This window comes from Acinetobacter sp. 2JN-4 (genome assembly GCF_003687745.1).
Lineage (GTDB): Bacteria > Pseudomonadota > Gammaproteobacteria > Pseudomonadales > Moraxellaceae > Acinetobacter > Acinetobacter halotolerans.
Window position 1 is genome coordinate 1 of the sequence record NZ_RDNY01000017.1, and the last position, 12,335, is coordinate 12,335.

The following is a 12,335-nucleotide window of genomic DNA, read 5'->3' on the forward strand; positions in this document are numbered from 1 at the left end:
GAAGTCTTAGGTCCTTTGGCGGTTGCTATGTTGATGTCTAAAAGGAAGCATGATCTGATATGGGGGGGATGTGCACTAATTGGGATAGTGATATTACCATTTGGTGGAGTTAACCAAAATTTCAGTTATATTGGCATGTGCTTTGCCTTAGGCGCGGCGGTATGTTGGGGGTTTTATATTATCTATGGTCGTCGAGTAGCTTCATCTGGTGGAAGTTCTGTAGCGGTGGGAATGTTGGTGGCGACCTTATTTGCTTTTCCTGTGGGGGCACAACATTTAGATTTAGTGGTGAGTTCCTATAAAGTTTTCTTTACTTGTATCTTTGTCTCCTTATTTTCAAGCATGATTCCTTTTTTGTTGGATATTATAGCGATGAGAAGGCTTGCAGCACATATTTTTGGGATTTTACTCAGCGCTTCACCTGCCATAAGTGCCTTGGCTGGGTGGTATGTTTTAGGTGAGGTATTAAACGTTTATCAGACTTTAGCAATTATTATGATTATGATGGCTTGTATTGGCTGTTCTTACTCATCATATAAAGAAAAGTATTAAATTTATAAGCTGTATTTATTGCATTTCAGATGCGAAAATTTCACAAGTTTCTATTATCACTCGTATTGAATTAAAAATGTACAGTCGGAGAGGCTTTGTGCAAAAACCGTTCATATATCTTCTGTTTTCAAGATCATAGACTTGACCAGTAATGTGGAAAACTAGATAATGCGCTCACAGTTTACGGCTATGTAGCTCAGTTGGTTAGAGCACCGCACTCATAATGCGGGGGTCACAAGTTCAAGTCTCGTCATAGCCACCATTTTATAAACCACGCTCCTGCGTGGTTTTTTTTATCTGCTGTTTATATACGAGTGATGAACTGGAGAGGTGGAAGAAGCCCGTCAATAAGTCATTTATGAACAGGCTATATTTTTTATAAGTGTTTTTCGATGCTGGCTAAAGTTTGGGGATTTTCATAGAAAGGTTTTAAAATCATGGTGATGATCGGTTCCAAAACACCGTGTTCATCTAAAGCCGCCACAACCTTTGGATAAAAACGAACAGCTTCATTTTGAAGGTCGCTTTCTTCTAGTCCAATTGCAGTGAAAACATCTTCTAAGCTTTCGTCTTTATAAAAGTCATAAAAGACTTTTACACCATATAGAATAAGATCTTGAAGGAATGAGGATTGACGTAATTCTTTCCAATATTCGTAGATCATGACAAAGAACTCTTCCACATCGAGTGGGGTGACCTGCTTGGTATACTCTGATAGCGGTTTGGCTTTATTGTCATCCCAAATATTACGTGCAAGGCTTTCTAAATCATCATTTGAAAGTAGACTTAGATCAACGAGTTGCTCTTGAATAAAGCGAGCAATACTTTCTTCTATTTTATGTTCGATACGCTGTTGTTGACGGTGTGAAAAGATTTTTAGTTTTTGTTGCCATTCATATTTACTGTCAGAAATTCGTTCTTCATCTGTTTGTGAAAATAGCTTCGGTAATTTATTTTGCAGTGTGGTTGTTGCGATGTATTGGCAGAGCTGTTGAATCGATGGGCTTTCTTTTAAGAAGTGATTTAGGTAATGACGAATATTTTCAAGTTCTAAAAATTTAGACAGCCATATTTCAAATTGTTGATCTGAAAATACATCTTGCAATTGTGCTGATGACTGCAAAGAAAAGACATGAAGTTTTTGTGCGATTTCACCAATAAACTCTAATAAACCTGCGCCTAACTGCATTTCAAAGGCATAACGTTTAACAACGGCTTGGATTTGTTCTAACTCAATGACTTCTTTGAGTTGAATGTTGGGTGCGTGTTGTAAAAATAATTGAATGAATTGCTGAAAAAAATCAGCAGAAAGTTGCGTGGTGAGTTGAGTTTTATAAAATGAAACTTGCTCAAGCAAAAGTGCTTGAGCAAGTAATTGTGACTTTTCAGAAACAATTTGTTCAGTCATTCGCGGTCCATCCGTTGACGATAGGGTAGCGTCGTTCGCGATTGAAAGCACGTGAACTAATACGTGGTCCAATTGCGCCTTGACGACGTTTATATTCATTACGATCGACCAAGCGAATCACTTTTTCTACCACTTCGGCTTGGTAGCCTTTTGCGATAATGTCTGCTTGGCTGAGATCTTCTTCTATATAAGCATATAAGATTGCATCGAGTACATCATAGGCTGGTAATGAGTCTTGATCTTTTTGATCAGGACGTAACTCTGCTGATGGTGGTCGAGTGATCACACGTTCAGGAATCACAGGTGTTTCACTCAGTGTATTACGGTATTTTGCGAGTTCAAATACAATGGTTTTGTAGACATCTTTCAGTACAGAGAAGCCACCAACCATATCGCCATACAACGTACAATAACCGACAGAGATTTCAGATTTGTTACCTGTAGACAGAACTAAATTACCAAATTTATTGGAGAGTCCCATCAACAGTGTGCCACGCGTACGCGCCTGTAGGTTTTCTTCAGTGGCATCCGCAGGACTATTGCCAAAGAATGGAAATAAGGTTTGCATGAAGCTATTTACGATCGGATGAATTTCAGCGATACCAAATGTCACACCCATGCGACGCGCTTGTTCTGTCGCATCTTCTACACTCATTTGAGAGGTGTAGGTATAAGGCATCATCACCGCTTGTACTTTATCTGCTCCAATCGCATCAACAGCAATTGCAAGTGTCAAAGCTGAATCAATACCGCCAGACAGACCTAAGATAACACCAGGGAAGCCTGAGCGTTGAACGTAATCACGGGTTGCCATGACCAGTGCTTGATAAATCTCAGCAAAAGTATCTAAAGTTGGTGTTGTTTCTGCGGTTTTAAATTGTTTTTGTTCTGCATCATATTCTGCAAAATAAACAGACTCTTGGAAACTTGGCGCTTGTAGCGCAACTTGCCCGTTATTATTGCTGACAAAACTAGAACCATCAAAAATTAAGTCATCTTGTCCGCCGACTTGGTTCACATACACAATATTCAAGCTTAATTGTTTTGCAAGTTCATTCAAGCTTTGAATACGATGCTGTGGTTTGCCGACTTCATAAGGAGAAGCATTGAGGATGAGTACAGTTTCAACATTGAGCTGGCTGAGTTGTTTTACTGTATTCAATGACCATACATCTTCACAGATCAGCACACCAAACTTGTGACCTTGATATTCAAATACCAGATGTTGATGACCTTCTTGGAAGTAACGACGCTCATCAAACACACCGTAATTTGGCAAGTTATGTTTATTGTATATTCCTAAAACCTGTCCATTCTTCATCACTGCAGCAGAGTTATAACGCTGGCCGTCTTCGGTTTGATGTACAAAACCGAATACCATGACGATATCTTTTACTTCACTTAATTGAGCAAATGCTTTCTGGGTACGTTTTTGTAGATTTGGGCGAATTATCAAATCTTCGGCAGGGTAACCGAGTGTTGATAGTTCAGGGAAGATGATTAAATCGGCTTTTTGTTGTTTCGCTAAATTAGCTTGTTCAACCATCTTTTGAGTATTTGCGTCAATATTGCCAATATGCGGAGAGAATTGAGCAAGGGCAATTTTAAAATTTTTCATTCAAACCTAATCCTAAGTCTTAACTGATGCTGATATACAAGCTTTTGATTTATATAAGTATAGTTTTAAAAACATGTGTATATCATGGCGCCAAACATTCTATATCTAGAAGAGAAATCATAAGTTGACTAATATATACTAAATGCACATTTTACTGCGTAAAAATAACAAGTTTTTCTGTATAAAATACGATGATGTGTAGGTGGTTTTTCGTATTTTGGAGTATTTTCGTGGCTTCGGTGCAGTATTGTGAAGAACTTCAAGCATGCAATATTGGTTTTTATGCCATTTTGTCAGCTTTAAAAGACACATTCATGACCAATGAAATTAACTTTAAACTGTTTTAAAAATAAAAAATGCTAAGAAAGTGAGTGTAATTATTATTTATTTGTAAGTTTGTGAAATTATTAATCTATTTGATTCAATGTCTTATTGATTTTTGCTTATTTTTCATACCGTTCGTCGGGAATCTCTTTGCGACACTTGAGTGTACATTCGTGCACTGCTATTATCCTAATCAATGTGAACACATGTACACTGTGGTGAAAATCCTAGCATGTGGTGAATAAACAAAAGAGAGGTAACACATATGTCAATTTTATTTTTTCTTATCATTGCATCAGTTCTAGCGATCGTTGTCGGGCGTTTAGGTACAATTTTATTGCAATATAAAGAACAACAAGTTTGATCTTGTTCAATTTTTAAGGAGACGAATATGTCAATTATATTATTTCCAGTGGTTGCCGCAACTTTAGCAATTGTTGTTGGTCGTGTCGGGACAGTGATGTTGCAAAAGCAAGATCAATCGAATTAATGCGATTTTAGCTGTCACCTATAAATCAAATTAGAGAGGTAAGCATAATGATAGTTCCAGTAATTTTATTTCCTGTCGTTGCGTTTGGATTAGCAATTGGTGTAGGACGTGTTGGTACAATTGTTAAAGATGCAATGCGTGTAGATTTTACGACTGAAATGGATGATAGTCATGAACTCAAATCTGAAACTCGCAAAGGTTCTGCTGCGTAAAGCTGATTGCGATTTACTCAAATAAAAAGCCCTGTAGATAAGATGACAGGGCTTTTTATTTTTCCAAAATAATATTAGGAATTTTCTTCAGAAAAATATCGCGGGCAATATCGCCTTGTTGTTCAATGTTGTAATCATTAAATGCTTTGCCTGATATAAATTGGTAGCGATAGGGGTTGTATTTTTTAAAGCTTAGATAATAACCCAATTGTAAAATTGCGCCTTTAAATATGACATTGGTATGTTGTTGATGCTGCAAAATGTGAGCAAGTTCGTGAATAAAAATTGCTTTTAGAGAAATAGGACAGATTGAATAATCTGGACAATAATATTGTTGGTGTACAAACAGATTGCCATTCGGCGCAATAAAAATATTGACGGGCTGCCAAGGTAAATAGGGAATATTAAAGATTTTAACTTGTGAGTAGTCGATAAGATTACCAAAGACGGGCCGAGCCATCTCAATCTCAGCTTGAGTGAGTCCGCGATAAGCAAATTCATTTATCTTAAAAAAAACAATCAAACTAGAAATGAATCTTGCTTTTAATGTTTGAGTCAATCGATACCAAAGTTTAGACATTTTGAAAATCTAGGGTTAATGGTGTTTAAAAATTATTTGGGTTTTAAGATCGATTCTAAAGAAAAAACCTCAGTTAGAACTGAGGTTTTACGACAACTAAAATGATGATGGCAAATAAAAGCAGCGTTGGCATTTCATTGAAGAAGCGCCAAAACTTATGTGACTTGTAGTGGGCATTGCCAATCAGCTTTTTGCGATAATAACCACACACAAAATGGTAAATCACCAATAGTCCGACTAAACCGACTTTAAGATAAAACCATAATGCTTCATGGTAATGTCGAGTGGCATCGCCCCATTCGACGAGAAAGTGGGCAGTCACTAATGTGGCAATCATAGATGGCCACATAATGCCACGATACAACTTACGTTCCATGACTTCAAAGCGTTGGTGACTAATCGCATCTTCACTCATGGCATGATAAACATAAAGACGTGGTAAGTAGAACAATGCAGCGAACCAACATACCACAGCAATTATATGTAATGCTTTTACCCACAAGAAAGCATCAGAAGGTGCATCCATCGATTATCCTACGTGTGTATTTCACGTGGGATTTAGGCATCCCACTTCTTGAAAATAAGGCAAGCATTAACGCCGCCAAAGCCAAAACTGTTACTCATTACAGTATTCAATTTTGCATCACGTTTTTCAAGTACAATATCGAAACCTTGTGCGCCTTCATCAAGCTCAGTGACATTGATGTTCGGTGCAATAAAGTCATTTTGTAACATCAAAACAGAATAGATTGCTTCGTGAACACCAGCAGCCCCCAAGCTGTGACCGGTCATCGATTTAGTTGAACTTACAGGTGGAACTTTACCTTCACCAAATGCACGTTCCATTGCTTTAAGTTCAGTAATGTCGCCGGCAGGAGTAGACGTACCATGTGTATTTACATAATCGATTGATTCAACGCCGTGTTGCTTAGCTTCTTCGAGTGCCATCAAGATACAGCGAGTTGCGCCTTCGCCACTCGGTGCAACCATGTCTGCACCATCACTATTTGCTGCGTAGCCAACAACTTCAGCTAAGATTTTGGCACCACGTGCTTGAGCGTGTTCGAGAGATTCAAGAATTACGAAACCACCGCCACCTGCGATTACGAAACCATCGCGGTCTTTAGAGTAGGGACGTGAAGCAGTTTCAGGTGTGTCGTTATATTTAGAACACAAAGCACCCATTGCATCAAACAGTAAGCTTTGTGACCAGTGATCTTCTTCACCACCACCCGCAAGCATAAGATCTTGTTTGCCTAAAGCAATGAGGTTGTATGCATAACCGATTGCATCAGCAGATGTTGCACAGGCACTTGCGATAGAATGAGCTACACCTTGAAGTTTAAATGCAACACCAACGTTTGCAGTAATGGTATTTGTCATGTTGCGAGGTACGAAGAACGGACCTACTTTACGTGCACCTTTAGTTTCTAAAAGTTCAGTCATTTCTACAACAGAAGCAGTTGAACCACCGCCACTACCACCAGCAATACCATAACGTGGGTTATCACCTAAATCTTCTGCTTTTAAGCCAGCATGTTCAACAGCAGCTACTGCAGCATTGTAGGCATACATCGCACAAACACCCATAAAGCGTTTTACTTTACGGTCAATACCATCAAAATCTTGTTCTGCGGCTGCGCTGACATGGCTTTTAAAATTCAGTTCGGCATAAGTTGGGTTAAAACGTGTCCCAGAGATTCCATTTTTTAACGAATGAGTGACCTCTTCTAAAGAGTTACCGATGCATGAGTTGATGCCCATACCAGTGATTACAACACGTTTCATTTACTGATCCCTTTTATGGTAATACTAAGCCTTGTATATCATCGCTATAAACAATAACGAGGAGAATATAATGATTAAAACGGCTTATGAGTGAATGACATCATGATAACAGAAAGGTTTTTTATTTCTTATGGCAAATTTTATGTCTATTTTCAGTTATGTAAATATTCGTAATGATCCGTGAGCTTGAACAGAAACACGATGAAAGTATACAGATAAACATTGAGATAAATCTGTATTCAACCTAGTATTTACCTAGAAATGCACAGAATATACAACAGAGGTACTTGATGACAAAATCTAAAAACAAACCATCTTCGGGTTTATTTGCACAAGCCTTTGGAGTGGCTAAAAAGCTCAGTTCGGAATTGCAAAAACTACAAGTTGCCCCAACGACTTCTGGTGTAGCGGGTATTGATTCATCCAATGTGATTGAAGGAAATGCACGTTTGAAGGGCTCGTTTGAGGTGGAGAAATATGAAAGTCCGCAACAGATGTTGCGCCAACAATTTCCAAAATTATCGCACCAACTGTTGGGTCGTCACTACACCAAAGTCAATAATGTGGCCACTTTTATATCTCCTGATTTAAGTGAAAAAGTCTCAGACTATTTATTTCAATGGTTAAATGAATTTAGTTCAAATAGCTCAATGACTGAAAAAATCCTAGAGGAAGCTGGAGTTACAGAAGTTGCAGAGTTGACGAAGGATACAGGGCGCTCACAGCGTTTAAGTCAAGCACTGATTGAACAAAATAAGCTCTTGGCTACAGCTCAAGGTGTGGTGACAGGCGCTACCGGTATCTGGGGCGCTGCTGTTGATATTCCTGCTTCAATCGTTTTGGCCCTTAGAACCATTTATCAAACAGGTCGCTCGCATGGATTTGACTTAACCGAAGAAGTTGATCAAGACGTTGTTGCTTTTATTTTTAAAGAAATTGATTTGGGTATAGTTGCCGAGAAGCAGACATTATTACTCGCTTTAAAAGCCCTTAAATCCATGTTGGAAACTCATGATCTACAGCAGTTTCAACAAATATTGGGTTCAAATAATGATATTGAGCTCGTCAAAAAATGGTTGGTGGATGAAGAGGGGCAGTTTAAATGGGGCTGGCTAAATCATATTCCGCAAGTTTCTGTGATCGGAAAGTTAACGCCAGTTGCAGGTGCTGCATTGGGTGGTTTTTATAGTTGGAAGTTTTTGGAAGATGTTGGACATAAATCTCAATCGGTCTTTGGGGCCGCACGGTTCTATTTAAATGAACATCCATCAGAAAATATTTCGCCATTAGAGGCTTATTATAAAGCTGAAGCCTTATTGAAAAAGGCGAATCCGAAGCGATTGGGTGCTACAGGTGGCGAGTTACATCAAGCAATCGTATCAGATGATATGAAAAATAATGTGATTACCAATGTCACAGTCCAATTGAAAGAAGATGTGAGAACGCAAACTCCAATTGATGAAAAAGTAGAGGATGGCATTCAACAACTTGCTGAGCAACATGTTGTGGAGCATGAACATACTGAACAACAACCTGCTTTAAAAGTAGAGCAAAATGAGTTGTTTGCGGATGAGGATCAAGAGGCTGTGAGTGAGAAAAAAACCATTGATATAGAGCCTGCTTCAACAAAACATAGTTAAATTTTTGATGATGTATTGATCAGCTCAAAAAACAATTTAATTCTAAGAATGGTCAACATTTGCTGTGTATTGCAATGTTGACCATTTATACTTCTTGGCTTACAATTGTGTGCCCTTGAAAAGAGGTGTTTTTCTTTTTTGAGGTTGTTTAATAACGGGAGAATTGCCAAATGGCAACAACAAATCAGTTGATCCGTAAGGGTCGTACAACTTTGATTGAAAAATCAAAAGTTCCTGCGTTGAAGGCTTGTCCACAACGTCGTGGTGTATGTACACGTGTTTACACGACTACACCTAAAAAACCAAACTCAGCAATGCGTAAGGTTTGCCGTGTTCGCTTGACTTCAGGTTTTGAAGTATCTAGCTATATCGGTGGTGAAGGTCATAACTTACAAGAGCACAGTGTTGTTCTTATTCGTGGTGGTCGTGTTAAAGACTTACCAGGTGTACGTTACCATACCGTTCGTGGTTCTTTAGACTGTGCTGGCGTTAAAGATCGTAACCAGTCACGTTCTAAATACGGTACGAAGCGTCCTAAGAAGTAATTCTAGGAAGCTCGCACAAGCAATCCTTTAGCGTTTCGCTTGTTTGAATTCTTCATAGATTTGTAATTCAAGCGACGTATAGTAAGGCCAGCGTAGAGTACATGACACTTGTACAAACTGCTGGATTATCCTGAAGTGTCATATTATTAGGTGTATTAAAATGCCAAGACGTCGCGTAGTCGCTGCTCGTGAGATCCTTCCAGATCCAAAATTTAGCAGCCAAACAATCGCTAAATTCATGAACCACGTAATGCAAGATGGTAAAAAATCTGTTGCTGAAGGTATCGTTTACGGTGCTTTAGAACGTGTTCAAGAAAAAAACAAAGTAGATCCAGTTGAATTTTTCGAGACTACTCTTGAGAAAGTTCGTCCTATGGTCGAAGTTAAAGCACGCCGTGTTGGCGGTGCTACTTATCAAGTACCTATGGAAGTACGCCCATCCCGTCGTACTGCCTTAGCAATGCGTTGGTTAGTAGATGCTGCTGCTAAGCGTTCTGAAAAAACGATGGCTTTACGTCTTGCTGGTGAGTTGCTTGATGCAGCTGAAGGTAAAGGTGCTGCGATCAAAAAACGTGAAGACGTGCATCGTATGGCTGAAGCCAACAAAGCCTTCTCTCACTACCGTTTCTAAACGGATAAAACAGTCCCTAATCAGGAGAATATTCATGCATACAGTAGCTCGATTCAACATCGCTCTCTATCAAAGTGGAGGCTTTGCGGGTATTTAAGTTGCCTGCTTGAATATTCGTGCGCATCAATTTCATTGATGCGCCCTGTTTTAAATATAACATTTAGGAATGTAAGACATCATGGCTCGCCAAACCCCTATTAATCGTTACCGTAACATCGGTATTTCTGCGCACATTGACGCAGGTAAAACAACTACAACTGAACGTATTTTGTTCTACACAGGTGTATCTCACAAAATTGGTGAAGTACACGACGGTGCAGCAACAATGGACTGGATGGAACAAGAGCAAGAGCGTGGTATTACCATTACTTCTGCTGCAACGACTTGTTTCTGGTCTGGCATGAGTAAACAATTCCCACAACACCGTATTAACGTAATTGACACCCCGGGACACGTAGACTTCACGATTGAAGTTGAACGTTCTATGCGTGTTCTTGACGGTGCGTGCATGGTTTACTGTGCAGTTGGTGGTGTACAGCCTCAGTCTGAAACTGTATGGCGTCAAGCGAACAAATATAAAGTGCCTCGTTTAGCATTCGTGAACAAGATGGACCGTACTGGTGCAAACTTCTTCCGTGCGGTTGAACAAGTTAAAACACGTTTGGGCGGTAATCCTGTACCAATCGTTATACCAATTGGTGCTGAAGATACATTCACAGGTGTTGTTGACCTGATCGAAATGAAATCAATCATTTGGGATGAAGCGTCTCAAGGTATGCAGTTTGAATACGGTGAAATTCCGGCTGACTTAGTTGATACTGCTAATGAATGGCGTACTAACATGGTCGAAGCTGCTGCTGAAGCTTCAGAAGCGTTAATGGACAAGTACCTTGAAGAGGGTGAGCTTTCTAGAGAAGAGGTCATCGAAGGTTTACGTGCTCGTACATTAGCTTGTGAAATCCAAGTTATGCTTTGCGGTACTGCATTCAAAAACAAAGGTGTTCAACGTATGTTGGATGCTGTTATTGAATTCTTACCATCACCGACTGAAGTTAAGCCAATCGAAGGTATCCTTGACGATAAAGCTGAAACTAAAGCGATTCGTGAAGCATCTGACGAAGCACCGTTCTCTGCACTTGCGTTCAAAATCATGAACGACAAATTCGTAGGTAACTTAACATTCGTACGTGTTTATTCTGGTGTGCTTAAACAAGGTGATCCAGTATATAACCCAGTTAAGTCTAAGCGTGAGCGTATTGGTCGTATCGTGCAAATGCATGCGAACGAACGTCAAGATCTTGATGAAATTCGTGCAGGTGATATCGCAGCGTGTGTAGGTCTTAAAGACGTTACCACGGGTGATACATTATGTGATGAGAAAAACATCATTACACTTGAACGTATGGAATTCCCAGAGCCAGTAATTTCATTGGCTGTTGAACCAAAAACTAAAGCTGACCAAGAAAAAATGTCAATTGCTTTAGGTCGTTTGGCGAAGGAAGATCCATCTTTCCGCGTTCGTACAGATGAAGAATCTGGTCAAACGATCATTGCTGGTATGGGTGAGCTTCACCTTGATATCCTTGTTGATCGTATGAAGCGTGAATTTAACGTTGAAGCGAACATTGGTAAACCAATGGTTGCTTACCGCGAAACAATCAAAAAGACTGTTGAGCAAGAAGGTAAATTCGTACGTCAAACTGGTGGTAAAGGTAAGTTCGGTCATGTATATGTCCGTCTTGAACCGCTTGATGTTGAAGAAGCTGGTAAAGAATACCAATTCGTTGAAGAAGTTGTTGGTGGTGTAGTACCTAAAGAATTCTTCGGCGCAGTTGATAAAGGTATTCAAGAACGTATGAAGAATGGTGTATTAGCTGGTTACCCTGTTGTGGGTATCAAAGCGACATTATTCGACGGTTCTTATCATGATGTCGATTCTGATGAATTGTCGTTCAAAATGGCGGGTTCTTACGCTTTCCGTGATGGTTTCATGAAAGCAGATCCGATCCTTCTTGAACCAATCATGAAAGTTGAAGTTGAAACTCCAGAAGACTACATGGGCGATATCATGGGTGACTTAAACCGTCGTCGTGGTATGGTTCAAGGTATGGACGATCTTCCTGGTGGAACAAAAGCAATTAAAGCAGAAGTTCCTCTTGCTGAGATGTTTGGTTACGCAACTCAAATGCGTTCTATGTCTCAAGGTCGTGCGACTTACTCTATGGAATTCGCTAAATACGCTGAAACTCCACGTAACGTGGCTGAAGGCATCATCGCTAAGTTCCAGACTGGCGGTAAAAAAGGTGACGACGAGTAATCTTTCGATTATTATATTACCCAACTAAATTTAGTTAAAAACCAAGTGCTCATGGGTGACCCTCATGAGCAGTTTATAAAGGAAGATCATCATGGCTAAAGCCAAGTTTGAACGTAATAAACCACACGTAAACGTGGGTACAATTGGTCACGTTGACCATGGTAAAACAACTTTAACTGCTGCGATTGCAACTATTTGTGCAAAAACTTACGGCGGTGAAGCGAAAGATT

At 39.6% G+C, this 12,335-nt stretch carries 12 protein-coding genes and 1 tRNA gene; 8 read left to right on the top strand and 5 right to left on the bottom strand.

Going from position 1 to position 12,335, the window contains the following annotated elements; all coding sequences use genetic code 11:
- The coding region (locus EAH57_RS15675) for an EamA family transporter (protein WP_147440131.1) at positions 1-552 on the top strand (552 nt) is incomplete at its 5' end.
- 185 nt (positions 553-737) lie between these two features.
- Positions 738-814 (top strand) — tRNA-Met (locus EAH57_RS15680).
- Positions 815-928: 114 nt separating this feature from the next.
- Here EAH57_RS15680 and EAH57_RS15685 read toward each other — a convergent pair.
- Both EAH57_RS15685 and EAH57_RS15690 read right to left on the bottom strand, forming a co-directional pair.
- Positions 929-1,960: a hypothetical protein gene (locus EAH57_RS15685; RefSeq protein WP_121930864.1), complete on the bottom strand. Its 1,032-nt coding sequence runs from the start codon at positions 1,958-1,960 to the stop codon at positions 929-931.
- Positions 1,953-3,578, bottom strand: coding sequence for an NAD+ synthase (locus tag EAH57_RS15690; RefSeq protein ID WP_121930865.1), 1,626 nt, complete (start codon positions 3,576-3,578; stop codon positions 1,953-1,955). Before EAH57_RS15690 ends, EAH57_RS15685 begins: the two co-directional genes overlap by 8 nt.
- An 861-nt stretch (positions 3,579-4,439) precedes the next feature.
- On the opposite strand from EAH57_RS15690, the gene EAH57_RS16015 reads away from it, so the two are divergent.
- Complete coding sequence (locus tag EAH57_RS16015; RefSeq protein ID WP_171407493.1) at positions 4,440-4,604, top strand: hypothetical protein; 165 nt, start codon at positions 4,440-4,442, stop codon at positions 4,602-4,604.
- 55 nt (positions 4,605-4,659) lie between these two features.
- Here the strand turns inward: EAH57_RS16015 and EAH57_RS15695 are convergent, their stop codons facing one another.
- From EAH57_RS15695 to EAH57_RS15705, 3 genes are all read right to left on the bottom strand, one after another.
- Positions 4,660-5,184 (bottom strand): hypothetical protein, encoded by a 525-nt coding sequence (locus EAH57_RS15695; RefSeq protein WP_121930866.1) that lies wholly within the window; start codon positions 5,182-5,184, stop codon positions 4,660-4,662.
- 73 nt (positions 5,185-5,257) lie between these two features.
- Complete coding sequence (locus EAH57_RS15700; RefSeq protein ID WP_004670082.1) at positions 5,258-5,710, bottom strand: CopD family protein; 453 nt, start codon at positions 5,708-5,710, stop codon at positions 5,258-5,260.
- Between the two features lie 32 nt (positions 5,711-5,742).
- Entirely contained in the window at positions 5,743-6,972 is a 1,230-nt protein-coding gene (locus EAH57_RS15705; RefSeq protein ID WP_004670084.1) for a beta-ketoacyl-ACP synthase II, read from the bottom strand.
- A gap of 290 nt (positions 6,973-7,262) precedes the next feature.
- Between EAH57_RS15705 and EAH57_RS15710 the strand changes: the two genes are divergently transcribed.
- The 5 genes from EAH57_RS15710 to EAH57_RS15730 all read left to right on the top strand — a co-directional run.
- Positions 7,263-8,612, top strand: coding sequence for an EcsC family protein (locus EAH57_RS15710; RefSeq protein ID WP_121930867.1), 1,350 nt, complete (start codon positions 7,263-7,265; stop codon positions 8,610-8,612).
- 170 nt (positions 8,613-8,782) lie between these two features.
- A complete protein-coding gene (rpsL, locus tag EAH57_RS15715; protein ID WP_004648013.1) occupies positions 8,783-9,157 on the top strand; it encodes a 30S ribosomal protein S12 in 375 nt (124 codons plus the stop codon).
- Positions 9,158-9,317: 160 nt separating this feature from the next.
- Positions 9,318-9,788, top strand: coding sequence for a 30S ribosomal protein S7 (gene rpsG / locus EAH57_RS15720; RefSeq protein ID WP_004638185.1), 471 nt, complete (start codon positions 9,318-9,320; stop codon positions 9,786-9,788).
- A gap of 178 nt (positions 9,789-9,966) precedes the next feature.
- Positions 9,967-12,105, top strand: coding sequence for an elongation factor G (gene fusA, locus EAH57_RS15725; protein ID WP_121930868.1), 2,139 nt, complete (start codon positions 9,967-9,969; stop codon positions 12,103-12,105).
- 91 nt (positions 12,106-12,196) lie between these two features.
- On the top strand, positions 12,197-12,335 hold a 139-nt coding region (locus tag EAH57_RS15730; RefSeq protein ID WP_227545342.1), incomplete at its 3' end, for a GTP-binding protein.